Here is a 25,067-nt window from a genome sequence, read left to right as displayed (position 1 = left end):
GCGGGTGGGCCGGAGCGATGCGTTCAGAAAATCGGCGCGCGGCGAGGCTGCAATTCGCGGCTGCGCGAGAGGCGCGAGCGGCGAACGCGAGCGCTCGGACACGCCGCAAAACGGCCGGTGCGGTCGCGGCTCGCGCCGCCGCCGGCAGCGCGCGGACGACGGCTCAGTCCGGATGCGCCGCCAGCCACTCCAGCGCCGCGGCGGCGGTGTGGAACGAGCCGAACACCAGGATGCGCTCGCCGGCATGGGCCTGCGCGGTGGCCGCCGCCAGCGCCGAGCCGACGTCGGCATGGCGGCTGCCCTCGCCTGCCGCGGTATCGCGCAGGCGTTCGGCGAAGGCCTCCACGCTCACCCCGCGCGGGCCGCTGTCGGCCAGACCGGCCAGATGCCAGGCATCGACCGGCCCGGCCAGCGCCGCGACCACGCCGGGCGCGTCCTTGTCGCCGAGCGCGGCGAACACCGCATGCGTGCGCCGCGCCGGCTGCGCCGCCAGCCACGCCGCCAGCGCGCGCGCGGCCTGCGGGTTGTGGCCGACATCGAGCAGGATCTCGATCCCGCCGCGTTCGAAGCGCTGCAGCCGTCCGGCCACCCGCGCCGCGGCCACGCCTTGCGCCAGTTCCTCGTCGCTGGGCGCGCGCTCCAGCGCGCGCAGCGCGGCGATCGCGACCGCGGCGTTGCGCAGCTGCACCGGCGCGCTCAGTGCCGGCATCGGCAGTTCGGCCTCATAGCCGACTTCGCGCCAGCGCCAATGCGCGCCGTCGTCGCCGGCCTCGAAGAAGAAATCGCAGCCCGCGCGCAGCGCCGAGGCGCCGATCGCATAGGCATGGCGCAACACGCTCGATGGCGGATCGTCGTCGCCCAGCACCAGCGGCTTGAACGCGCGGGCGATGCCGGCCTTCTCGAAGCCGATGCTTTCGCGGTCCTCGCCGAGGTAATCCTGATGATCCAGATCGACGGTGGTGACCACCGCCACGTCGGGATCGACGAGGTTGGTCGCGTCCAGGCGCCCGCCCAGGCCGACTTCCAGGATCGCCAGATCCAGCCCGGCGCGTTCGAACAGCCACAGCGCGGCCAGGGTGCCGTATTCGAAATACGTCAGCGCGATCTGCGCATCCTCGCCGCCGCCCAGGCGCGCGGCTTCGATGGCTTCGAACGCGGCGACGATGTCGGCATCGCCGGCGTCGCGCCCGTCGATGCGGATGCGCTCGTTATAGGCCAGCAAATGCGGCGAGGTGTAGGCGCCGACCTTGCGGCCGCCGGCGCGCGCGATCGCCTCGATGAAGGCCACCGTCGAGCCCTTGCCGTTGGTGCCGCCGACGGTGATCACCTCGCGGCCCGGGCGTTGCAGGCCCAGGCGTTGCCAGACGATGCGGATGCGCTCCAGCCCCATGTCGATGGACTTGGGGTGGATGCGTTCGATGTAGGAGAGCCAGTCGGCGAGAGTGCGTTGCATGGTGCGAATTCTCGCAGATACGCCGGCCCGGTTGCTCGGCCGGCGCGGGCGGACGAAGCCTCAGCCGCGCTGCCACGCCGGACGCGCCGCCGGATCGGTGGGATGGTTGGGATCTTCCGGGACCAGCCGCGAGCGGCCGAGCGGATGCTCCGACGGGGTTCGCCGCGGCGGCGCGGACACCTTCTGCGGCAGCGGATCGCCCGGTTGTTGCCGCGGCCACTTCCGCACCATCTTCTCCAGCTTCGCGCAGTCCGAGGGCTTGGCCGCGCCACACAAAATACGGCTGGCGTAGAAGGATTTCTTCCCGTCGCTGACCAGACGCTGGCGGATCAGCGAGGGCGCGGCCGGATGACTGTCCTCGATCAACAGCCACTGGAATGCGCCGCGGTCGTTGGTGACGCGCACCGCCGGCCAGCCCAGTTCGCCGCCGGGCACCTCGCGGCCTTCGCGCCGCGCACCGTCCATCAAGGACAGCAACTCGGTCGCACTGCCCTCATCCATCGGCGAGGCATCGGGCACGAAACCATCGACGCTGCCGTCGCGCGCGGCGGCCACTTCAGGCACCTGCGCCAGCGACCAGACCAGGTCCCACTTGGCCTGCGCGCGGGCCTGATGGTCGGCCAACTGCTGCGGCGAAGGCGGGGCGAAGTCGACCGGTACGCGCACCCGCGACGGCACCGCGACGCCGTCGCGGAACTCGGGCGTCAGGCGCCATTTCGTTGCCGTCTCGATCGCGGCGCGGTCGAGCGCCTGGTAACCCGAATCGGTCTCGATCCAGAGCTGATCGACCTGACCGCAGCGGTCGAGATCCAACACCAGCGTCACCGTGCCGCTGGCCCCGTAGATCTCGGTCGGATACTTCGGCGGCGGCATCGACTGCCCACCGCCCGGACAGCCGGATGGCATCGGCGCAATGCCGGCGCCGGGAAGAATCGATTGCGCCGCCACCGGCGCGGCGAACAGCACGGCCAGCCACACCGCGCACCCGCATGCGAATTCGAACACCGCCATCCCCTGCTCTTACGCCGCGTCCTGCGGCGACGGGTATTGCACCACAAGCGCGGGCGCGCAGGGCGACCAAGACGACGCAGCCTCAGTCGTTCCAAACAAAAACGGGCGCCTGCGTGCAAGCGCCCGTCCCGCTCAAGCAGAACCCGTCACAAGGCCCGATGCACCGCCTCGCCGAACAACGCCGTGTGATGGCTGCAATCGTTGAGCCGCACCACGTCCAGATGATCGACGTCGTCGCCTTCGAGCAGATTCAACGTGGTCGGCGCCTGCCGGAACGTCCACAGCTTGGCCAGCGGGATGCCGAGTATCTTGCACAGCAACACGCGATTGACCGCGTCGTGGGCGACCACCAGCAAGGTGTCGTCGGCCTGCAGGCCTTCGCAGGCGCGCGCGAACGCCGGCCAGGCGCGATCGAGCACGTGCACGATCGATTCGCCGCCGGGCATCAGCACCTCGTGCGGGGTATCGCGCCAGGCGCGCAGGCGGTCGCCGTCGCGCTCGCGGATTTCGCTGGCCAGCAAGCCTTCCCAGGTGCCGTGGGCGATTTCCATCAGGCCCGGATCGAGCTTGAGCATCGAGGCGCGTTCTTCGCCGAGCGCGAACTGGGCGGTGTGGCGCGCGCGCGACAGCGGCGAGGCCACCGCGCGGGTGATGGAGACTTCGCGCAGGCGCGCGCCGAGCGCACGCGCCTGGGTTTCGCCGACCGGCGACAGGGCGATGTCTTCCTGCCCCTGATAGCGGCCTTCGGCATTCCACGGCGTCTCGCCGTGACGGGCTAACAAAATTCGCATGCTTACACCTGTGCCAGAGAAAGGATGCCCGGGGTCGCGCGCAGCGCGGCGAGCTGTTCGTCGTTGACCGGACGGTCGACGGTGATCGCCGCGCGCGCCTGGCCGTCGCCGGCCGCGCCCAGGGCGAAGTTGACGATATTCACGCCGGCCGCGCCCAGGGTGGAACCGACCACGCCGATCATGCCCGGCCGGTCTTCGTTGCGCAGCAGCAGCACGTGCGCCTGCGGGTCGAATTCGATTTCGACCCCGTCCAGACGCACCACGCGCGGGCCGCGATGCAAGGTGGCCTCGATCTCGCGGGTGCGGTCTTCGCCGACCACGCGCAGCTTGAGCAGACGATCGAAACCGTCGCCGTCGCCGCCGAGGGTTTCCGACACCACCAGACCGCGCGCGGCCGCTTCCTGCAAGGCGTTGACCGGCGTGACGCGGCCCGAGGCGGTGCCCAGCAATGCGGCGACCAACAAACGCGACAGCGGCCGCGTATCCAGCGCTTCGGTGCGGCCGGCGTAGGTGATATCCAGGCGCGTCGGCGCCGGTACCAGACGCGCGGCGAGGCGGCCCAGCGACGACATCAGCGGAATCCACGGGCCGACTTCGCGCGCGGCTTCGGCGGTCAGCGGCGGCAGATTGACGCAGCCGGCGACCGCGCCGGTGGCGACGAAGTCGATGATCTGCCGCGCCAGGATCGTGCTGACCGCTTGCTGCGCTTCGCTGGTGGATGCGCCCAGATGCGGGGTCAGGATCAGCTTGGCATTGCCGCGCAGCGCCGAGTCGGCCGGCAAGGGTTCGGTGACGAAGGTATCGAGCGCGGCGCCGGCGATATGGCCTTCTTCGATCAGCGCCAGCAGCGCGGCTTCATCGACCAGTCCGCCGCGCGCGGCGTTGATCAGGTAGGCGCCCTTCTTCATCGAGCGCATGCTGGTTTCCGACAGCAGGTTGGTGGTTTCCTTCGTGCGCGGGATGTGCAGGGTGACCACGTCCGCCCAGGCCAGCAGCTCGTCGAGCGTCTTCAGCGGCACGCTGCCCTTGCCGGCGGCGGCGGCGGGCAGGAACGGATCGTGCGCGGCCACTTCCATGCCGATGCCCTGCGCCTTGCGCGCGACCGTGCCGCCGATGCGGCCCAGGCCGATCACGCCGAGCTTCTTGCCTTCCAGTTCGAACCCGGTGAGCCCGGCCTTGGGCCATTGCCCGGCCTTCATGCCGGCGTCGGCGCGCGGGATGTGGCGGGCCAGCGCGAACAGCAGCGAAATGGCGTGTTCGGCCGCAGCCAGGGTGTTGCCGTCGGGCGCGTTCATCACCGCGATGCCGCGCTGCGTGGCGGCATCGACATCGATGGTGTCCACGCCGGCGCCGGCGCGGCCGATCACGCGCAGTTGCGCGGCGTCGGTCAGCGCTTCGGCCGGCACCTTGGTCGCCGAACGCACCAGGATCGCGTCCACGTCCTTGAGCGCGGCGGCGAGCGCGGCGGGTTCCTTGATCGGATCGGACACGACGACCTCCCAGCCCGCATCGCGGAACAGGGCCAGGCCGTCTTCGTGGATGCCATCGCAGGCCAGCACTTTCATCGCAGCTCCAGGTCGTGAGGGATCAGACGGGAGACATTGCGGGCCGGCACTGCGGGTAAGAACGCCTGACGGGAGTTCCGGCCTGTTCACCTGGAGGGTGAACGGGGCGGGAGCGCCTGCGGCGGCGCCGCGTCGAAGCGGCATCTGACACGGGTCGGGAGACGGGGCCGGCTGGCATGGGAATCCGCGACTGCCCGCGAAGACTAAGGCAGCGCTGTCGCGCTTGGCAAGCCGCGATGGCGGCGCGTGGGGGCGGCGACGACGCCGTCGCGATTGTCCCGATCGAGCGATTTCGATTGCCGGCCGCGTGCAACCCAAATATGCAGTCACGCCAGCGACGGAACCTCGTCACAAAGATACGTTCAGGTGTTACTTGTCACGTTGAGTAATCACGCACTGCGTCCTAGTTTCGTGGCGCCGGCGATCTGCCGGCACCTTCGAGAGAGAGAACGTCATCATGCGTAAGAAACTCGCTCTGGCGCTCGGCTTGGCGGCGATCGCCGCGGTCGGCGCCGCGGTCGCCGCGATCGGTCCCACCGGTCCGGGCCAGATCTACACGTACTACGACGCCAACGGTTCGGTGGTCGGACAATCCTCCATCCACTGCGACGGCACGCCCGAGTTCTGGGGCAAGGCAACCAAGGATTACGGCGTCGGCTACTACATCTGCGATCCGGAACCGTGATCGGCGCGGATCGGCGCCGTAGTGCTCACGCAGCGCGCGATGCCGATCCGGGACGTCGCTTCCATGCATCGCCGGTTCGCGCGCGTCGCGATATCGGTCGGTCCGGCACGATCCAGACCGGTTCGCACGCCGCGTCGCGTCGCGTGATGCACACGATGCAGACTCAGCAGCAAACGCAACACCGGCTTGAACGATAGCCGCACCGCGCGATTCGCCACGACGCGAGCGACGCCGGAAGCGAGCCGCGCCGCGCTATCGAACCGGCCACCGTCCGCATCGCGGCCTTCGCCGCAACGGACATCCCTCTTTCGCCATTTAGAAACAGGAGTTCGCCATGCGTAAGTCTTTCGCCATCGGTATCGGCCTCGCCGCCGCCCTCGTCGCCACCGTCGCCCTCGCCCGTCCGCCGGGCCCGGATGAAATCGGCGAGTTTTATTTCTATTACGACGCCGCCGGCAATGTCGTCGGCTCGGCCGAGCTGAGCTGCGACGGCGTGCTCACCGAATCGGGTGTGCGCACCGCCAAGTACAGCTCGGGCCACATGATCTGTCCGCCGCCGCGCGACTGATCGAAACCTGCGAAGTAAAACGCAACGGGCCGGCAATGCCGGCCCGTTGTTTTTGCGATGATTGGGTGTTGCAACGAGGTCTTTTGCAGGCGGGGCCGAAGCACCTCCCACAAAAGACTTCGCCGCTGCGTCGCGACTCGACCTCACTTCTCGCTTAAAACCAGAATCACTTCGCCGAAGCCGGCACACCCATCTCCGCCAGCAATCGCGGCGCCGGAAACACTTCCTGCAGGATCCAGCGCATGTAGCGCTGATCGACCGAGATCGTGCGGGTCGCGGCCGGATCGAACAGCCAGCTGGAACTCACCGATTCCCAGTTGTTGTCGAAGGCGATGCCGGCCAGCTTGCCCTGCCCGTCCAGCACCGGCGATCCGGAATTGCCGCCGCTGATGTCCAGGTCGGCAAGAAAATTCACCGGCACCGATTCGAGCCGCTTGTCGAGCAGCGCCACGCTGTAGCGCTTGGCCGCGACCGCATCGAGCAAGGCCTGCGGCGCATTGAACGGCGCGGTGCCGGTGCTGCGCGCGGCGATTTCATCGACGCGGGTGAACGGCAGTTGGCGCACGCCGTTGTCCTTGGTGTACGGGGTGACGGTGCCGTAGCTGACGCGCAAGGAACCGTTGGCATCGGGATAGGCGAGCTTGCCCACGCTCTTGCGGAAATCCGCCAGCGCCTTGAGGTACACCGGCCGCACCAGCAGTGTCTCGCCGGCGCGGCCGCGGATTTCCTGCTCCATCTGCAGCAAGGTCGGCATGATCGCGACCGCGAAGGAAATCGCGCCGTCCTTGCTCGCGTCCTTGCCCTGCTCGAATCCGGCGCGGTCGGTCTTGAGCCAGTTGGCGCGCTGCTCGGGATTGTTCAAGCGCGACTTGGCGATGCGGTCCAGCGCGCGCTTGATCGATTTTTCGTCGTCGCCTTCCAGCCAGGCGTCGATCGCGGCGACGCGATGTTCTTTCGGCAGCTTGACGTATTCGTGCAGCCAGTAATTCTGCAACTGCCGGTCCATGCGCGGATCGGTGCGCCGGTCCATCTGCTTGAGGCCGTTTTCGAAGGCGGCGCGGTCGCGGTCGCGATAGCCGTTTTCGCGCTGCGCATCGGGCTTGGAGCGTTCGATCGCCGAGCGATACAACTGCGAAGCCGCGGCGAGCGAACCGGTCGCCGACAACTGGCCCAGGACCAGATCGCGATCGCGTTGCTCGCGCGCCTGCTGGCCCAGTTCGACCAATCGCGCGTGCGCGGCCAGCGCGGACTGGCCGGTGGCGCCCTTGCCGCGCAGCCATTGCAGCAGCTCGGTTTCTTCGTTGCGCTTGATCTGCGTGGTGCCGGCGCGGCGGATGCTCTCGATCTGGCTTTCGTAGTTCTTCGCCGCGCCCTGCCAACCGCGCAGGGTGGAGGCGTACTTGCTCGCGATCTGCGGATTCTTGCGGCTTTCCGCGTCGATCAGCGCGGCCAGGCGCTTGTAGTGCGCGGCGACGGTGGGATACGTCCACTCGGCGTTGGCCTGGAAATCGTCGGCCATCGCGTAGCGGTTGGTCAGCGAAGGAAAGCCGGCGAGCATGATGAAGTCGCCCGCGCCCAGCGGCTTGTCGGCGATCTTGAGCCAGCGCTTTGGCTGATACGGCACGTTGTCGATCGCATACGGCGCAGGCTTGCCGTCCTTGCCGACGTAGGCGCGGTAGAAAGCGAAATCGCCGCTGTGGCGCGGCCACAGCCAGTTTTCGCTTTCGCCGCCGAAATTGCCGATCGCTTCCGGCGGCGCGTAGACCAGGCGCAGATCGCGGATTTCCAGGCTGCGCTGCAATTCGTAGCGGTTGCCGCCGGAGTAGCTGTACAGGCGGCAGCCGTAGTCGGATTGTTTTTCGCAATCGCCGACCAACTGCCGCTCCAAGGCGTCCAGCGCGGCGATCCGCGCCAACGGATCGGCGGCGCCGTTCAGCGCCGCCTGCACCCTGGCGGTGACGTCCTGGACCGAGTCGAGCACGAAGATGCGCGCGTTCGGGCCGGCCGAGACTTCTTCGTTGTTGGTGCCGCTCTTGAAGCCGTCGCGCGAGAGATTGCGTTGCGGGGTGGAATTGAGCCCGATCGCGCCGAGCGCGCAATGGTGGTTGGTCAGCAGCAGGCCCTTGGGCGAGACGAAGCTGGCGGTGCAACCGCCCAGCGGCACCACCGCGCCGAGCGGATCGCCTTTCGGATCGGCCCATTGCGCCAGTTGCTTGGGCGTGGCGCGCGCGCCCGATTGCTTGAGCTGGGACGCCAGTTCCGGCAATTGCTGGGGTGTCCACATGCCTTCGACCGCCTGCGCGGCCTCGTGCCAGCCCAGCGCGCACAGCAACGTCCCTGTCATGGCCATGGCTCTGGCCAGCACCGTGTATCGCATCAAAACGTCCTGGGTCCGCGGGAGGTCGAGTCTAGCCCGTTGAAATCTGTGAACGCCATGGCGGAAGCGAGAGCTGGCCGGATCGGCATGGGGGTTACGGGTGGGGTTTTAGTTTGCGCTCAGTTTTTGTGGGGATGGGGAGGGTTAAAGCTAAAATTTCGTTAGCGCTTGCGGGAAAAGCTAAATCCCCCCTGCCCTCCGGCCCGCAGGCACAGCCTGCGGGCGTTCAGTGCCGCGCGAACCTGCGGTTCGCAAGCGCGGCCCTTCACCCTTTTTCAAAGGGGGGAACAGCATTGGCAGACTGGGGAACACGTGGCGTGATCGATCACCGCAAACAAAACGCCAGCCGGAAACCCGGCTGGCGTTTGCTTGTGGCGCGATGACCGCGGCGTTTACTTCTTCGCCGGCACGCCCAGTTCGGTCAGCAGCTGCGGCGCCGGGGACACTTCCTGCATGATCCAGCGCATGTAGCGCTGATCGACCGAGATCATGCGGGTCATGGTCGGATCGAACAGCCAGTTCGAGCTCACCGACTCCCAGTTGCCGTCGAACGCCAGGCCCACCAGCTTGCCTTCGCCGTCGAGCACGGGCGAGCCGGAGTTGCCGCCGGTGATGTCCAGGTCCGAAAGGAAATTCACCGGCACCGACTTCAAGCGCTTGTCGGCCAGGCCGCCGTAACGCTTGTCGGCGATGGCTTCCAGCAAGTTGGCGGGCGCGTCGAACGGCGCTTGGCCGGTGGCCTTGGCCGCGACTTCTTCCAGCTTGGTGAAGGCGGCCTGCTTGCTGCCGTCGAGCTTGGTGTAGGCCTTGACGTTGCCGAAGGTGATGCGCAAGGTCGAGTTCGCATCCGGGTACACCGACTGCTTCTTGCTCTTGCGGTAGTCGATCACGCCCTGCAGATACGCTGGACGCGCGGTCAGGGTCTCGCCCTCGATGATCTTCGCGTCCTGCTCCAGGCGCAGCGCCGCCGGCATCAGCGCCTTGGCGAACTGGATCGCCGGGTCCTTGCTCTTGTCCAGGCTGGCGCGGCTGGCGTCGAGCAGGGCCAGACGTTCCTTGCCGCTGCCCAGCTTGGTCTTGGCCAGCTTGTCCAGGCCGCGCTTGATCGCCTTCTCGTCGGAACCGCCGAGCCAACGATCGAGTTCGGCCACGCGCTCGCCGGCCGGCAGCTTCACGTATTCGCGCAGCCAGTACGCCTGCAGCTCACGGTCCATGCGCGGGTCGTAGCGGCGGTCCATCTGCTCCAGCCAGGCCTTGACCGAGGGCAGATCGCGCTGCTGATAACCGGGCTCGCGCTCGGCATCGGGCTTGTCGCGCTCCAGCGCGAAGCGATACAGCTGGCTCGCCGCCGAGATCGCGCCGCCCCGGCGCAACTGGCCGAAGACGAAATCGCGCTGGCGATGGGCGATGGCGCTTTCGCCGAGCGTCACCAGCTTGTCGTGCGCGGCCAGCGCCGGCGCACCCTGAGCGCCGCGCGTGCGCAGCCAGGCGAGCACGGCTTCTTCGTCGGCGCGCTTCTTCTGCGCCGCGCCGATGCGCTTGAAGCCTTCCAGCTGGCCGTCGTAGTTCTTCATCGTGTTCTGCCAGCCGCGCACGGAACTGGCGTACTTCACGCCGATTTCCGGGTCTTTCTTCGCGGTTTCCTCGACCAGCGCGATCAGGTTCTTGTAGTGCGCGGAGGTGGTCGGATAGGTCCAGTTCGCGGTGGCGTCGAAGTCGCTGGCCAGCGCGTAGCGGCTGGTGCGGCCCGGGTAACCGGCGACCATCACGAAGTCGCCCTCGCCCAGCGGCTTGTCGGCGAGCTTGAGGTAACGCTTGGGCTGATACGGGACGTTGTCCTTGGAATACTCGGCCGGCTTGCCGTCCTTGCCGACGTAGGCGCGGTAGAACGAGAAGTCGCCGGTGTGGCGCGGCCACATCCAGTTGTCCACTTCGCCGCCGTAGTTGCCGACGCTGCCGGGCGGCGCGTAGACCAGGCGCACGTCCTTGATCTCGATGCGGCGGAACAAGCGGTAGGTGGCGCCGCCGAAGAAGCTGTACAGCTCGCAGCCGTAACCGGCCTCGGCTTCGCACGAAGCGATCAGGCGCTTTTCGATCGTCTCCAGCGCGTGGGTGCGGTCGATCGGCTCGACCACTTCGTCGATCGCGCTCTTGACCTGCGCGGTCACATCCTGGATCGAATCGAGCACATAGATGCGCGAGGCCGGACCGGCAGACAATTCTTCGCCGGGCGTGGCGGCGTTGAAGCCGTCGCGCATCAGATTCTTCTGCGCGGTCGAGTTGAGCTGGATCGCGCCATAAGCGCAGTGGTGATTGGTCACCACCAGGCCGCGCGGGGACACGAAGCTGGCGGTGCAGCCGCCCAGCGAGACCACCGCGCCCATCGGGTCGCCGGTCAGGTCGGCCAATTGCTTGGCGTTGAGCTTGAGCCCGGCCTTCTTCAACGGCGCGGAGATCTCCGGCAATTGCTGCGGCACCCACATGCCTTCGACGGCGCGCGCCGTGGTCGCGACGCCCAGTGCCAGCGTCCCTGCCGCGACGGCGGCGGCTAATACGGTGTAGCGCATCGTGTTCCCCTTACCCAATGAAATGGCGATGAATCGGTTCGGACGGATCGGTCGGAGCTTCGATTCGAACAAAATCGGCCGGAAAGTCTAGCCCGATCATGCCGGCCCCGCCACGAACGCACTTGCCCCCCGATGGCGCGAAGCCCTTATCAGAAAGGGCTTTCGCGCTGAAAAGCCGGCGGCGCAAGTGGATAAATGCGGTCCTGAAGTGGAGCGCATCACAAATCCGCGCGGCGGCGCCCCGGAGCCGGGGCGCCGCCGCGGACGGGCTCACTGCGCCGGCAGCTTCATTTCCCGCAGCAGCTGCGGCGCCGGATAGACCTTGGCCAGCAGCCAGCGCAGATAGCGCATATCGACGTGGATCGCGCGCTTGTAGCGCGGATCGAACATCCAGCTGGCGCTGACCGCTTCCCAGTTGCTGTCGAAGTTCAGGCCGATCAGCTTGCCGTTGGCGTCCAGCACCGGCGAGCCGGAGTTGCCGCCGGTGGTGTCCAGGTTGGTCAGGAAATCGACGGTCTGGGTCTTGAGCTCGGCATCGACGGTGCTGCCGAAATCGCCGTTGGCGATCGCATCGCGCAAGGCCTGCGGCGCGTCGAAGGGTTTGACGCCGGTGTGTTTCTCGACGATGCCCTGCACCGTGGTCAGCGGGCGATAGCGCACGCCGTCGCGCGGGTCCATGGCGCTGACCGCGCCGAAGCTCACGCGCAGGGTCGAGTTGGCGTCGGGATACACCGCGCGGCCCTGCGATTTGCGGAACGCGATCAGCGCGCGCATGTAGGCCGGACGCAGGCGCAACAGCTCGCCTTCGCGGCTCTTGCTTTCCTCCTCGATCCGCAGCACCGCCGGCAGCAGCGCGGCGGCGGCCTTGAGCAGGCTGTCGTCGCTGGCCTGCAATTGCTTCGCGTCCTGGTTCATCGCCTGCAGGCGCACGGTTTCCTCGCCGAGCTTGGTGCCGGCGTACAAGGCATCCAGGCCGCGCTGCAACGAGGCGCGATCCTCGCCTTCGAACACGCGGTCGAACTCGGTCACCCGCGCGGCTTTCGGCAGCGCCTTGTACTGGCTCAGCAGCTCCAGCAGCAGCGCCTTTTCCACCTGCGGCGCGTAGCGGCGTTGCACCTGCTTGAGCTTGCCGGCGATCAGCGCTTCGTCGCGCTGCTGATAACCCGACTCGCGCTGCGCATCGGGCTTGGCGCGCTCCTGCGCCAGACGCTGCACGGTCAGCGCGGCGTTGAGCAACTGCGGCATGCCGCGGATCGCGCTGAGCAGTTGATCGCGATCGCGCATCGTCGCGCCGGCATCTAACACCTTCTGGGCCGCGTCGATGTCGGCGCGGATCGCTTTCGCATCGGCCTGCTTGTCCAGCCACGCCAGCATCGCCGCCTCATCCGCGCCGCGCACGCGTACCGCGTCGCTGCGGCGCAGGCCGTCGAGTTCGCCCTGGGCGCGCTTGAGCGTGTTCTTGAAACCGGCGACCTGCGCGGCGTAGCGCACCTTGGCTTCGGCATCGCTCGCGCTGGCCGCGTCGATGGTCTTGATCATGTCGCCGTACAGCGCCACGCGCGACGGCAGCTGCCATTGGATCTGCTGCGCGAACTCCGAGGCCATGCGGTGACGGAAGGTCACGCCCGGATAGCCGGCCAGCATGGCGTAATCGCCTTCGCGCACCGGGTCGGTGGAAATCTGCAGATGCCCCGGCGGCGTATACGGCACGTTGTCGGGCGAGTAGTCGGCCGGCTTGCCGTCCTTGCCGACGTAGGCGCGCAGCAGGGTGAAATCGCCGCTGTGGCGCGGCCATACGAAGTTGTCGACCTCATCGCCGTAGTTGCCGATGCTGTTGGGCGGCGCGTACACCAGACGGATATCGCGCAGTTCCAACTGGCGGATCAGATAGAAATCGGTGCCGTAGTACATGTTGGCGACGCTGCAGCGATAACCGGCTTCGCGTTCGCACTCGGCCACCACCGCCTTGGTCGCCGCGTCCACCGCGTCGAAGTAGGCGCGGCCGTGCTTGCCGCGCGCGTCCTTGAGGATGCGATCGGTGACCTTGTCGAAACCGGTCGTCACCAGCACGCGGAAATCCGGATTGGCCGGCAGCTCGGCGGCGCGGTCGGAGGCGACGAAACCGTTGCCGATCAGATCGCGATCGGGCTTGGAGTTGTACTGGATCACGCCGAAGGCGACGTGGTGGTTGGTCAGCACCAGGCCCTCGCCCGATACGAACGAACCGGTCGCGCCGCCGACCTTGACCACCGCGTTCATCGGCGCGCGCGTGAGTTCGGCCAGATCGCTCGGATCGCCCTTGAACCCGGCCGCGCGCAGTTGGCGCGCGATATCGGGCAACTGCGAAGGCATCCACATGCCTTCATCGGCCTGGGCGGTGGTGGCGCACAGCGCCAGGGACAGGGCTAACACACGGGGGCGCATGGACATTCCGTACGGATTCGGGAAGCCGCGACGATAGGCCAAGCCGCCCGGCGCGGGCAAACCCCGACGGGGGCGCGGCGTATAATTCGCGCTTCCCTCCCGCCCGGCGCCGCCGCGGCCCCTAGGTAATCGAGTCCCATGACGCAAATGATGAAGGCCCTGGTCAAGCGCGAAGCCGGCAAGGGCATCTGGCTGGAAGAAGTGCCGGTGCCCGTGCCCGGCCCGAACGAAGTGCTGATCAAGCTGGAAAAGACCGCGATCTGCGGCACTGACCTGCACATCTACCTGTGGGACGAGTGGAGCCAGCGCACGATCAAGCCCGGCCTGGTGATCGGGCATGAATTCGTCGGCCGCGTCGTCGATCTCGGTCCCGGCGTGGTCGGTTACCGCCCCGGCCAGCGTGTCTCGGCCGAAGGCCACATCGTCTGCGGCCATTGCCGCAACTGCCGCGGCGGCCGCCAGCATCTGTGCCCCAACACCACCGGCATCGGCGTCAACCGCAACGGCGCCTTCGCCGAATACATCGTCATGCCGGCCAGCAACCTGTGGCCGATCCCGGACCAGATCCCGAGCGAGCTGGCCGCGTTCTTCGATCCCTACGGCAACGCCGCGCATTGCGCGCTGGAGTTCGACGTGGTCGGCGAGGACGTGCTGATCACCGGCGCCGGCCCCATCGGCATCATCGCCGCGGGCATCTGCAAGCACATCGGCGCGCGCAACGTGGTCGTCACCGACGTCAACGATTTCCGCCTGAAGCTGGCCGCCGACATGGGCGCCACGCGCGTGGTCAACGTCGCCAACCAGTCGCTCAAGGACGTGATGGCCGACCTGCACATGGAAGGCTTCGACGTCGGCCTGGAAATGAGCGGCAACCCGCGCGCGTTCAACGACATGCTCGACTGCATGTACCACGGCGGCAAGATCGCCATGCTCGGCATCATGCCCAAGGGCGCCGGCGCGGACTGGGACAAGATCATCTTCAAGGGCCTGACCCTGCACGGCATCTACGGCCGCAAGATGTACGAGACCTGGTACAAGATGACCCAGCTGGTGCTCGGCGGTTTCCCGCTCGGCAAGGTGCTGACCCATCAGCTGCCGATCGACGATTTCCAGAAAGGCTTCGACCTGATGGAAGCGGGCAAGGCGGGCAAGGTCGTGTTGAGCTGGAACTGACCGCTCGCAGCGCGATTGCACGATCGACCAGGGCGGCCGCGAGGCCGCCCTTTTCGTTGGCCGGCCGCAAATGATGATCCCGGCCCGGGATTGCGGCATGCTGCGCGCGGAACCTCAACAAGGATCGTTATGCGCCTGTCGCTGTCGCTCTGCGCCCTGCTCGCCGCCGCAGCTTCGCCGGTGTTCGCGCAAACCCCGCCACCCTGCCCCGCGCTGCCGGACAGCCTGCCCAAGACCCTGCGCTGCATAGCCACCGAACACGGCTGGTTCTATGCCGACGACGACGCCGAGGCGGCGATGTTCGCCGACGCCGCGCGTCAGGCGGCGGCCAAGTTCGAACGCCTGTTCTCGCGCAAGGCCAGCGTCGGCGCGGTGGTCGCGCTGGACTACGATCAGCCCCTGCCCGACGACGCCACCGCGGCGCTGCGCGAACACGGCGCGCTGTGGGTGCTGCCCTGGGTCAGCGCCGCCAGCATGCGCCAGGAAATCCAGAAGCAGATCCATCGCCAGTACAAGAAGCAAAATCCCAACGCCCGCATGAGCGCCTCGCGCAGCTATGCCAACGACTTCGCCAAGCGGATCGCCGGCGATACCTCCGGCACCGTCCAGCACGAAGTCGGCCACCATCTGTTCGTCGCCGTGTTCTGGCCACGCGAATCGTTCGTGCACGACAAGCTGCGCTACGGCGGTCCGGCGCCGGACTGGCTCGACGAAGGCGTGGCGATGCTGATGGAACCAGCGCCGATGACCGAAGGCCGCCGCACCCTGTTCGCGCAAATGGCCGCCGGCGAACTCAACAGCGCGCAGGTCCAGCCGCTGGGCGCGTTCTTGAACGCGCAACACCCGCGCCTGACCGAACCGGACCTGCCCGATGAGATCAGATCCGGCTCCGACGCCAACCGGGTCAGCATCAGTTTCTCGCTCGACGGCAATCCGACGTTTCTGCGCATGGCCGGCTATTACGCGCAGACCCAGGTGTGGATCGATTTCCTGCGCGAAACCGGCCAGCGCGGCACGCTGACGGCGCTGGCCGAATCCCTCGCCGCGGGCAAGAGCCTGGAAGACTGGCTGGGCCGCGACGGCGCGCAATACGGTCTGCCCACCAGCCTGCCGGCCTTGAACACGCAATGGTCGCAATGGCTGCAGCAGCATTATCCCGGTCCGGGCGCCGGCGCCAAACCGTGACCGCCTGAATCCGCGCCGCCGCGCCGGCGCAAAGTCGCGCGCGGACGACTGGACTAGAATGGCGGCCTTCCCCTCATCGGAATGCCGCCCGTGTCCGACGCAACGAGCCTCACGCAACACTACGCCGACACCCTGGACGAAATCCGCGCCCAGGGCCTGTTCAAGTCCGAGCGCATCATCACCAGCCCGCAGTCGGCGGAAATCACGCTCGAAGACGGCCGCACCGTGCTGAACTTCTGCGCCAACAACTATCTGGGCCTGGCCGATCATCCCGAGGTGATCCAGGCGGCGAAAGACGCGCTCGACACGCACGGCTTCGGCATGGCTTCGGTGCGCTTCATCTGCGGCACGCAGGATCTGCACAAGCGGCTGGAAAAGACCATTTCGGATTTCTTCGGCACGCAAGACACGATTCTTTACGCGGCATGCTTCGACGCCAACGGCGGATTGTTCGAGCCGCTGCTGGGCGAGAACGACGCGATCATCTCCGACGCGCTCAACCACGCCTCGATCATCGACGGCGTGCGCCTGTGCAAGGCCAAGCGTTTCCGCTACGCCAACTGCGACATGGCCGATCTGGAAAAGCAGCTGCAGGCCGCCGACGCCGCCGGTTGCAAGACCAAGCTGATCACCAGCGACGGCGTGTTCTCGATGGACGGCTTCATCGCCCCGCTCGACGAAATCACCGCGCTGGCGAAAAAATACGGCGCGCTGGTGCATATCGACGAATGCCACGCCACCGGTTTCCTCGGCGCCAGCGGCCGCGGCTCGGCCGAGGTCAAGGGCGTGATGGACAAGATCGACATCTTCACCGGCACCCTCGGCAAGGCCATGGGCGGCGCGCTCGGCGGTTTCACCACAGCGAAGAGGGAAGTGATCGAGCTGCTGCGGCAGCGCTCGCGTCCGTACCTGTTCTCGAACTCGTTGCCGCCGCACGTGGTGGCCGCGGGCATCAAGGCGTTCGAGATGCTGTCGGCCGCTGGCGATCTGCGCGAGCAGTTGGCGCAGAACACCGCGTATTTTCGCGAGCAGATGACCAAGGCCGGCTTCGACGTGAAGCCCGGTGTGCACCCGATCAGCCCGGTGATGCTGTACGACGCGCCGCTGGCGCAGAAGTTCGCCTCGCGCCTGCTCGAAGAAGGCATCTACGCGATCGGCTTCTTCTTCCCGGTGGTGCCGCAGGGCCAGGCGCGCATCCGCACGCAGATGTCGGCGGCGCATACGCGCGAACACCTGGATCGCGCGATCGCGGCGTTCATCAAGATCGGGCGCGAGCTTGGGGTGATCAAGGCCTGATCGATCCGATCGGTCCACGACGCGGTGCCGGCACGGCCGGCATCGCGTTGCGAAACCGCTACGGGCGACGGCTGATCCCGCCGCCCGCAACGAGGCTTACTGCTGCGCCGCGATCATCGCCTGTTCCAGTTGCAACAGCTCGGAGGTCAGCTGGGCGATGGCCTGATCGGCCAGGATCAGATCGATCTGCGAGGTCGGCTGTATGCTCAGGATCAGCAGCTTGGTCTGCAGCAACTGCGACTGGCTCTTGGCCACATCGTTGTGCTGGATCGCGCGCTGCTGACTGACGCCGTCGCGATACAGGCCGCGCTGCAGCGTGTCCTGATTCTCGAACAGCGTCGCGGTCAGGTTCGAACTCATCTGCACCGCCTGCGCCCGCGCCATGGAGAACGAGACGGTGGCCGCGGTCGGCTGGCCAATCTGCAGCTGCGTCTTGGCGATCTGGTAATTCTGCTTGAGCAGGGTGAAATTCTGCTTGGCCAGGGCCAGGTTCTGCGTGGCCGCGACCGGTTCGGCCCAGACGCCGTGGCTGATCAACATCAGCAGCGACAGCAGCAGCATGCGCAAGGCGCCGAAGGCGACGCCGCCGCGGCGGGTGGCGACGGGATGTGCGATTGCATGAGACATCGTGTCTTTCTCCATCAGTGAGAGATTCCATAAGCGGCGCGAGCGAATGCATGCGCCGTGCGACGGGTGGACGGCCCGAACGGATCGGGATTACCGAGGCGCGCCGCATCGGCAGCAGCCGTGCGGCGCGCGCCGGTGTCCGCGGTCAGCCCAAGCCGCGCTTGCCGCGCCGCTTATCGCTGCGCGTCGGCCATCGCCTGCTCGATGTTGCGCAGGTCCTGGGTCAGCTGCGTCATCGACATCTCGGCCAAGATCAGGTCGATCTGCGAAGTCGGCTGCATGGTCAGGATTACCAGCTGCGTTTCCAGCACCTGGCAGTGCTGCCTGGCGATGGCGGTAAAGTTGATCGCCCGCTGCTGGCTGGTGCCGTCGCGGTACAGGCCGCGATCGAAGGTGTCCTTGTTATCGTTCAACAGCCGCGCCAGATTCGCCGTCAACCCCGCTGCCTCGATCTGTTCCATGGTGAAGCTGGTCCGGGCGGCGTTCGTATTGCCCTGTTGCAGCTGCAGCTTGGCGATCTGGTGGTCGAGCTTGACGACTTCGAAGCGTTGCTTGGCCGTGCTCAAGGACTGATTGGCCGCGGTCGGATCGGCCAATACGCCGCTGCTGAACATCATCAGCAGCGACAACAACAGCAGCTTCATGCCTGCGATCAGGCCGATACGGTCAGCGCGCGGGGCAGAGTTCGTGAGAGTCGCGGTTCCATAAAACATCGTGTTTCTCCATGTGCACAAGAAGTTGTCGCCGCGCGGGGGCACGCGGCGCCGTGGTGGTATGTTCGATGTCGGCCTCCACACGCGGGCGAGCCCGGGCCGGCGTTGCACCTCCTTGTCGAAACGAATCACGTCCGTGTTGCATGCCGGCGGAATGTCCACGCCGGCGATTGCGACTGTTTGTCGCGGCCGAATCTACACCGCATCCCCGGTGCCGACCGTTATCGCGGTCCAATTTCAGCTGCGCGGAAGCACTTCACGAATTCGTTCGCGCGGCCCGATGCGGCCCGGCCGGCCCTGTTCGAAGCGGGCGCGTCCGCGCGGCTGTCGCGGTCATCGCGCGGCCGGTACGCGCGGCCGGCGGATCATTGCAGGCGCTGCAAATCCTCATCGCCCAGCACACGCCACTGCCCTTTCGGCAATTCGCCCAACTGCAGCTCGCCAATCGCCACCCGGATCAACCGCAGCACGTTCAAGTCGAACCCGGCGAGCAGGCGCCGGATTTGCCGGTTGCGGCCTTCATCGAGCACGATCCGCAGCCACGCGTTCTTCTCGCCGCTGCGCAGCACGGTCGCGGACTTGGCCCGCAGCAGTTCGCCGTCTGCGCTGATGCCGGCGTGCAGCGCGGCCAGTTGTTCGGGGCTCGGGATCGCGTCGATCTGGACGTGGTAGGTCTTGTCCGGGCCGAGCTCGGGGTCGGTGATGCGCGCGGCCCATTGCGGGTCGTTGCAGAACAGCAGCAGGCCTTCGCTGGCCTTGTCGAGCCGCCCCACCGGCGCCAGCCACGGCAGCGGCGCGCCGTCGATGCGGGCCTCGTCCAGGCAGCGGTATACGGTGTCGCGGCCGCGTTCGTCCTGGACGGTGGTGACCAGGCCGCGCGGCTTGTTCAACATCAGGTACAGGCGCGGTGCGGCGTCCAGGGCCTGCTCATCCACTCGGATGCGATGGCGGCCTTGCACGATCGGGAATTCCGCGTCGCGCACGATCCGGCCGTCCACCGACACCCGCCCGGCCGCGATCCACTTCGCCGCCTCGCTGCGCGAGCACAGGCCTTGCTTGGACAGCACGCGGGCCAGGCCGTATCGGGGCGGGGATTTGTTCAAGCGGCGCGATCCTGAGAGCGATGAGGCTTGGTGTTGTGTCCGGCGGCGAACGGGGGCGCTGGGCGATCGCGGCCGCGCGAAACCGGTCGGACGGGACGCTGTCGGGTCGCGGTCGCGATCATCGAAGGGCGAAGCATCGCTCGTACCCGATGCGCGCGAAGCGATGACATCCATTCGCGTCGATGTCCGCCGACCCGCTAACCGCAGACTGCGGGTATCCGGAGCGCGCCATCTGCGACCAGGCACGCGACACCGACACTGCCACGCCATTATCGCAGCCGCCGCGGCCGCAAGATCGCCTCGCGCGCCGATAGAACCCGTGGCGACGGCGCCCCACAAAACAAAACGGCCGCGAGCAAGGCTCGCGACCGTCCGTGTCCGCCGTCGCCGGCGAGGCTTACTTCTTTTTCTTCTTCTCGTCGGCCGGGGCCGGCGCCGGTGCGGGCTCGACGGCCGGGGCCGGCGCGGCGGCGGCGGCCGTGCCGCTGCCCTTGGCCACGCGCACGCCCTTGGCCTTCATCCAGGCGCTGAACTCATCGGCGGTCATGCGCTTGCCGCCCTGGCTCATGTCGAAGCGCCACGGGGTGTTGTCGAATTCGGTCTTGGGCTTGTACGCGGCCGGATCGTTGGCCGAGGGCATGCCGGAGGAGGCCGGCGTGGCCTTGGCGACGTTGCAGCCGTCCAGGCGAATGCGCAGCAGCACCTGATCGACCGACAGCGCTTCATCCAGCGCCTGCGACAGCACGCCGGTCGGCGCGCCGAGCTGATGCGAGGGCGCGACCAGTTCCGGTGCGATCGGTGCGATCAGCGTGGGCTGCACCGGCTGCGCGCGCGAAGCGGTCAGCGAGGCGCAGTTGACGGCGCTTTGTGCCTGCGCCACTCCGGCGATCAGGATCAACGACATGGCGGCAAGCAATCGGCGCATGGGGCTCTCTCTCCAGGTTCGGCGCGAAGGCGAAGCCACTACGCGCGTTTTGAACGATGCGCGCCAGTGTAGGCGCGGCGGCGGGATCGGACAACCCGCAAAATCAGGCGCTTATCGGCGTTTCCTGGAGGCGGCCGCAATTGTGCGGGGCAAGCGCGCGCGGCGATTGCGCAGCCGCCCGTCGCCCTGCGCGGTGGGACACAAAAAAGAAGCCCGGCACGAGGCCGGGCTTCCAGGTCTTGCAGTGCGGGCCGCGAACGGCCCGCGCTTGCCGCTTAGTTCTGAGCGTTGAGCTCGGTGCGGCGGTTCTTTTCGCTCTTGCAGGCCGGGAAGGTCTGCGGGGTCGACTCGAGCGGACGGCTCTCGCCGTAGCCGATCGGACCGGCCAGACGGCCAGCATCGACGCCATTGCTGGTCAGGAAGTCGTACACGGCCTTGGCGCGACGCTCCGACAGCTTCTGGTTGTACGCATCCTTACCGCACAGGTCGGTGTGACCGGCGACTTCGACGCGCAGGCTCGGGTTGCGCTTCAGGATCTCAGCGGCCTCGTTGAGGATGGCCACCGAATCCGGACGCAGCGTCGCCTTGTCGAAATCGAAGTTCACGCCCTTCAGGTCGATCGAGACCGGCACCGGGCAGCCGTCCGGACCGATGGTCTGGCCAGCTTGCGAACCGGGGCACTTGTCGTCGCAGTTGTTGACGCCGTCGCCGTCGTCATCCTTGTCGGCGCAACCCTGCTCGACAACCGGGGCCGGAGCCACGGCAGCGACGGGTTCCGGACCCAGCGGGATCACGATGCCGACCGAAGCCAGCACGTCGCCGAACCAGTCTTCCTGCGGAGCAGCGACGCTGGTGTCGTCGAAGTCGGCGCGGTAGGCCAGCTCGGTGCGGATGCCGACGCGGCCCAGGTCGCCCTGGATACCCACGCCGACCTTGGCGGCGAGGTTGCCGTCCTTACGGTTGCCCGGCGACAGCACGGACGGAAGCAGGTATTCCTCTTCCGAACGCTGATAGCCCAGGCCCATCAGGATGTAGGGGTTCCAGTTGCGGCCGTCGGTCACGAAGTGACGACGCAGGTCCAGCGAGATGCCGTACTGGCTCCAGTTGGCGTCCTGGTTGTCGTCGAACTTCGGGTTCTGATAGTTCAGCTCACCGTCGAGCGACCAGTTCTTGTTCAGGAACTTGCCCAGGCCGATCGCACCGAACGGAGCGTTGCGGGTGCCGCGGTCGTTGTCCTGGATGTTCATGCCGACGGCGCCGGTGACGTACCAACGGTCGTCGAAATCCTGCGCGCTGGCAGCCTGCGAGAAAGCCAAGCCCGCCAACAGGGCGGTGCTCAACATACGAATCTTCATGTGTAACTCCTTCAGATCGATCGGAACGGGGGGTGATCGGGACTGTGTGATCGGGACAGTCTTCTGCGGTGCTGACTCTTGTGACAGAGACACTTTCAGCACTGGCAAGGCCTAGCACCGCGGTCACTGGCGGGGGGATCATACACGCTCAGCAAGTTTGTTAATACCACTTAACGTAGTTCAGTCGAGTGCAAGTCGGTTTGTGTGTAACGCTTCCGCACGCAATACGCCCACTGCGGTTCAGTCGGCCCGACGAACGGTCGATATTTAGAAACAAAATGCGCTGTAAGTCTTATTTTCGAAAATGATTACGACCGCGCATGAAACATAAAAGAAGCCCGGTGCGAGACCGGGCTTCTGAGTGTTGCAGTGCGGACCGCGAGCGGTCCGCACTTGCCGCTCGTCCGATTAGTTCTGGACGTTGAGCTCGGTGCGGCGGTTCTTTTCGCTCTTGCAGGCCGGGAAGGTCTGCGGGGTCGATTCCAGCGGACGGCTCTCGCCGTAGCCGACCGGACCGGTCAGGCGGCCGGCATCCACACCATTGCTGGTCAGGTAGTCGTACGCAGCCTTGGCGCGACGCTCCGACAGCTTCTGGTTGTAGGTGTCCTTGCCGCACAGGTCGGTGTGACCGGCGACTTCGACCTTCAGGTCGGGGTAACGCTTCAGGATCTCGGCGGCCTCGTTGAGGATCGACACCGCGTCAGGACGCAGGGTCGCCTTGTCGAAGTCGAAGTTGACGCCCTTCAGGTCGATGGTGACCGGCACCGCGCAGCCGTCCGGACCGATGGTCTGGCCAGCCTGCGAACCGGGGCACTTGTCGTCGCAGTTGTTGACGCCGTCGCCGTCGTCATCCTTGTCGGCGCAGCCCTGCTCGACAACCGGGGCCGGAGCCACGGCAGCGACGGGTTCCGGACCCAGCGGGATCACGATGCCGACCGAAGCCAGCACGTCGCCGAACCAGTCTTCCTGCGGAGCAGCGACGCTGGTGTCGTCGAAGTCGGCGCGGTAGGCCAGCTCGGTGCGGATGCCGACGCGGCCCAGGTCGCCCTGGATACCCACGCCGACCTTGGCGGCGAGGTTGCCGTCCTTACGGTTGCCCGGCGACAGCACGGACGGAAGCAGGTATTCCTCTTCCGAACGCTGATAGCCCAGGCCCATCAGGATGTAGGGGTTCCAGTTGCGGCCGTCGGTCACGAAGTGACGACGCAGGTCCAGCGAGATGCCGTACTGGCTCCAGTTGGCGTCCTGGTTGTCGTCGAACTTCGGGTTCTGATAGTTCAGTTCACCGTCGAGCGACCAATTCTTGTTCAGGAACTTACCCAGGCCGATGGCGCCGAACGGAGCGTTGCGGGTGCCGCGATCGTTGTCCTGGATGTTCATGCCGGCCGCGCCGGTGATGTACCAACGGTCGTCGAAATCCTGCGCGCTGGCGACCTGCGCAATGCTCAGACCACCCAGCAAGGCGGCACAGAGGAGTTTCTTATTCATTGTTGTAGCTCCTGGTTCTAAAAATATGGAAACCGCGTCTGCGAGGTTTCTACCGTTCAGGACGGCTGCCTGGATGACGCCATCGAGCGAGAGATTAGGTTTGCCAACGTGAAAGCGGTGTTAACAACCGTCTAACATTCGATTCGGTTCCATGAATTCTGGGATCGGGTCGCAATCCATTCAGGTTTGAGAAGGCAGCCCGTTCAGCAACGAACTGCACTTCTCGGGTGCGGATGGCCGGTCGGTTTACTTCGCCGGCTGGGCGAACAGGGCCATGAACTGGGTCACCGGCAGGGCTTCGAGCTCGGCCGGGTTGTTGGCCAGGGCCAGCAGGCGGTCGGCCTGGGCGGCCGGCAGCTTGGCGCGGACGGCGGCTTCGAACTTAGCCATCAGCACCGGAATGCCTTCGGCGCGGCGCTTGCGGTGGCCGATCGGGAAGTCGATGGACACCTTTTCCGTGGACGAGCCGTCCTTGAAGAACACCTGCACCGAGTTGCCGATATAGCGCTTGTCCGGGTCGAAGTAGTCCTTGGTGAACTGCTCGTTCTCCTTGACCGTCATCTTGTCGCGCAGGGCGTCGATACGCGGGTCGGCGGCGATGGCGTCCACGTAGTCGTCGGCGGTCAGGCGGCCGAAGATCAGCGGCACGGCGACCATGTACTGCAGGCAGTGGTCGCGGTCGGCGTAGTTGGCCAGCGGGCCGGTCTTGTCGATGATGCGCACGCCGGCTTCCTGCGTTTCCAGTTCGACGCGCTCGATCTGGTCCAGCTTGTCCTTGACCTGCTCGTGCAGCTTCATCGCGCACTCGACCGCGGTCTGGGCGTGGAACTCGGCCGGGAAGCTGATCTTGAACAGCACGTTCTCCATCACATAGCTGCCGAACGGGCGCTCGAACTCGAACTGCTTGCCCTTGAAGGCGATGTCGTAGAAGCCCCAGGTCTTGACCGACAGCGCGCTCGGGTAGCCGACCACGCCCTTGACGGCGTTGAGGGCGTGGGTGACGGCGCGGCGGCAGGCGTCGCCGGCGGCCCAGCTCTTGCGCGGGCCGGTGTTCGGCGCGTGGCGGTAGGTGCGCAGCACGCCGTTGTCGATCCACGAGTGCGACACGGCGGTCACGATCGCTTCCTTATTGCCGCCCAGCATCTGGGTGGTGACGGCGGTCGAGGCCAGGCGCACCAGGATCACGTGGTCCAGGCCGACCCGGTTGAACGAATTCTTGAGCGCGTAGCCGCCCTGGATTTCGTGCGCCTTGATCGCATGGCCGAGCACGTCGCGCACGGTCATGGCCTTGCCGCCTTCGGCCTCGGCCTTGCGGCCCAGGTAGTCGGCCACGCCGAGGATGGCGCCGAGGTTGTCGGACGGATGGCCCCATTCCGCCGCCAGCCAGGTGTCGTTGAAGTCGAGCCAGCGGATCTGCACGCCGATGTTGTACGCGGCCTGGACCGGGTCGAGTTCATAAGAGGTGTACGGCACGCGCGCGCCGCCGCTCATCTGCGCGCCCGGAACCAGCGGGCCCAGGTGCTTGAGGCATTCCTTATGGTCCATCGCCAGCGCGGCGCAGGCCAGCGAGTCCAGCAGCATGTAGCGGGCGGTGTCGAAGGCTTCCTTCGAATCGATCTGGTAATCGGCGACGTAGTCGGCGATATCGACCATCGGCTTGTCGGGATCGGGGCGGACGGTCGAACGGATGTCGAAGTGGCTCATGTGCACGGGGCCTGCGGACGGGTGAGTGAGCCCGCTATTTTGCCAGACCGCGGGGTC

The 25,067-nt window shown here is 66.7% G+C and carries 19 protein-coding genes; 5 read left to right on the top strand and 14 right to left on the bottom strand.

Features of this window, described 5'->3' with window-relative positions; translation table 11 throughout:
• Window positions 1–163: 163 nt before the first annotated feature.
• The 4 genes from folC to serA all read right to left on the bottom strand — a co-directional run bounded on the left by folC (window position 164) and on the right by serA (window position 4,820).
• Window positions 164–1,453 carry a bifunctional tetrahydrofolate synthase/dihydrofolate synthase gene (folC, locus tag LG3211_RS06250; protein ID WP_057942066.1) on the bottom strand — a complete coding sequence of 430 codons (1,290 nt, stop codon included), beginning with the start codon at window positions 1,451–1,453 and terminating at the stop codon, window positions 164–166.
• A 60-nt stretch (window positions 1,454–1,513) separates the two neighbouring features.
• Complete coding sequence (locus LG3211_RS06245) at window positions 1,514–2,458, bottom strand: energy transducer TonB (RefSeq protein ID WP_187313143.1); 945 nt, start codon at window positions 2,456–2,458, stop codon at window positions 1,514–1,516.
• A gap of 152 nt (window positions 2,459–2,610) precedes the next feature.
• Window positions 2,611–3,255 (bottom strand): histidine phosphatase family protein, encoded by a 645-nt coding sequence (locus LG3211_RS06240; protein WP_057942064.1) that lies wholly within the window; start codon window positions 3,253–3,255, stop codon window positions 2,611–2,613.
• 2 nt (window positions 3,256–3,257) lie between these two features.
• Window positions 3,258–4,820, bottom strand: coding sequence for a phosphoglycerate dehydrogenase (gene serA / locus LG3211_RS06235; RefSeq protein ID WP_057942063.1), 1,563 nt, complete (start codon window positions 4,818–4,820; stop codon window positions 3,258–3,260).
• Between the two features lie 457 nt (window positions 4,821–5,277).
• Here serA and LG3211_RS06230 point away from each other — a divergent pair, with 457 nt between their 5' ends.
• A complete protein-coding gene (locus LG3211_RS06230) occupies window positions 5,278–5,505 on the top strand; it encodes a DUF6289 family protein (protein WP_057942062.1) in 228 nt (75 codons plus the stop codon).
• A 334-nt stretch (window positions 5,506–5,839) separates the two neighbouring features.
• A complete protein-coding gene (locus LG3211_RS06220; protein WP_057942060.1) occupies window positions 5,840–6,073 on the top strand; it encodes a DUF6289 family protein in 234 nt (77 codons plus the stop codon).
• Between the two features lie 166 nt (window positions 6,074–6,239).
• On the opposite strand, the gene LG3211_RS06215 is transcribed toward LG3211_RS06220, so the two are convergent.
• The 3 genes from LG3211_RS06215 to LG3211_RS06205 all read right to left on the bottom strand — a co-directional run bounded on the left by LG3211_RS06215 (window position 6,240) and on the right by LG3211_RS06205 (window position 13,441).
• Window positions 6,240–8,357 (bottom strand): S46 family peptidase, encoded by a 2,118-nt coding sequence (locus LG3211_RS06215; protein WP_187313186.1) that lies wholly within the window; start codon window positions 8,355–8,357, stop codon window positions 6,240–6,242.
• Window positions 8,358–8,842: 485 nt separating this feature from the next.
• Window positions 8,843–10,933, bottom strand: a complete 2,091-nt coding sequence (locus LG3211_RS06210; RefSeq protein WP_187313185.1) for a S46 family peptidase — start codon at window positions 10,931–10,933, stop codon at window positions 8,843–8,845.
• 354 nt (window positions 10,934–11,287) lie between these two features.
• Window positions 11,288–13,441: a S46 family peptidase gene (locus LG3211_RS06205; RefSeq protein ID WP_425479938.1), complete on the bottom strand. Its 2,154-nt coding sequence runs from the start codon at window positions 13,439–13,441 to the stop codon at window positions 11,288–11,290.
• A 138-nt stretch (window positions 13,442–13,579) separates the two neighbouring features.
• On the opposite strand from LG3211_RS06205, the gene tdh reads away from it, so the two are divergent.
• The 3 genes from tdh to kbl all read left to right on the top strand — a co-directional run bounded on the left by tdh (window position 13,580) and on the right by kbl (window position 17,095).
• Window positions 13,580–14,614, top strand: a complete 1,035-nt coding sequence (tdh, locus tag LG3211_RS06200) for an L-threonine 3-dehydrogenase (RefSeq protein ID WP_187313142.1) — start codon at window positions 13,580–13,582, stop codon at window positions 14,612–14,614.
• Between the two features lie 129 nt (window positions 14,615–14,743).
• Window positions 14,744–15,799 carry a hypothetical protein gene (locus tag LG3211_RS06195; protein WP_057942057.1) on the top strand — a complete coding sequence of 352 codons (1,056 nt, stop codon included), beginning with the start codon at window positions 14,744–14,746 and terminating at the stop codon, window positions 15,797–15,799.
• 90 nt (window positions 15,800–15,889) lie between these two features.
• Window positions 15,890–17,095 (top strand): glycine C-acetyltransferase, encoded by a 1,206-nt coding sequence (gene kbl / locus LG3211_RS06190; RefSeq protein WP_237049840.1) that lies wholly within the window; start codon window positions 15,890–15,892, stop codon window positions 17,093–17,095.
• Between the two features lie 96 nt (window positions 17,096–17,191).
• Here kbl and LG3211_RS06185 read toward each other — a convergent pair whose 3' ends face one another.
• From LG3211_RS06185 to LG3211_RS06155, 7 genes are all read right to left on the bottom strand, one after another.
• On the bottom strand, window positions 17,192–17,722 hold the full coding sequence (locus LG3211_RS06185; RefSeq protein WP_148648774.1) for a hypothetical protein: 531 nt from the start codon (window positions 17,720–17,722) through the stop codon (window positions 17,192–17,194).
• Between the two features lie 173 nt (window positions 17,723–17,895).
• Window positions 17,896–18,366 carry a hypothetical protein gene (locus tag LG3211_RS06180; RefSeq protein WP_057942054.1) on the bottom strand — a complete coding sequence of 157 codons (471 nt, stop codon included), beginning with the start codon at window positions 18,364–18,366 and terminating at the stop codon, window positions 17,896–17,898.
• Window positions 18,367–18,800: 434 nt separating this feature from the next.
• Complete coding sequence (locus tag LG3211_RS06175; protein ID WP_057942053.1) at window positions 18,801–19,538, bottom strand: pseudouridine synthase; 738 nt, start codon at window positions 19,536–19,538, stop codon at window positions 18,801–18,803.
• A 397-nt stretch (window positions 19,539–19,935) separates the two neighbouring features.
• Complete coding sequence (locus tag LG3211_RS06170) at window positions 19,936–20,463, bottom strand: hypothetical protein (protein WP_057942052.1); 528 nt, start codon at window positions 20,461–20,463, stop codon at window positions 19,936–19,938.
• 275 nt (window positions 20,464–20,738) lie between these two features.
• Complete coding sequence (locus tag LG3211_RS06165) at window positions 20,739–21,818, bottom strand: OmpA family protein (RefSeq protein WP_057942051.1); 1,080 nt, start codon at window positions 21,816–21,818, stop codon at window positions 20,739–20,741.
• Window positions 21,819–22,226: 408 nt separating this feature from the next.
• Complete coding sequence (locus tag LG3211_RS06160; RefSeq protein ID WP_057942050.1) at window positions 22,227–23,306, bottom strand: OmpA family protein; 1,080 nt, start codon at window positions 23,304–23,306, stop codon at window positions 22,227–22,229.
• A 246-nt stretch (window positions 23,307–23,552) separates the two neighbouring features.
• Window positions 23,553–25,010, bottom strand: a complete 1,458-nt coding sequence (locus LG3211_RS06155) for a bifunctional 2-methylcitrate dehydratase/aconitate hydratase (protein WP_057942049.1) — start codon at window positions 25,008–25,010, stop codon at window positions 23,553–23,555.
• Window positions 25,011–25,067: the final 57 nt, after the last annotated feature.

The sequence above is a fragment of the Lysobacter gummosus genome (assembly GCF_001442805.1).
Taxonomy (GTDB): domain Bacteria; phylum Pseudomonadota; class Gammaproteobacteria; order Xanthomonadales; family Xanthomonadaceae; genus Lysobacter; species Lysobacter gummosus.
This window is presented reverse-complemented; position numbering and strand designations above follow the sequence as displayed.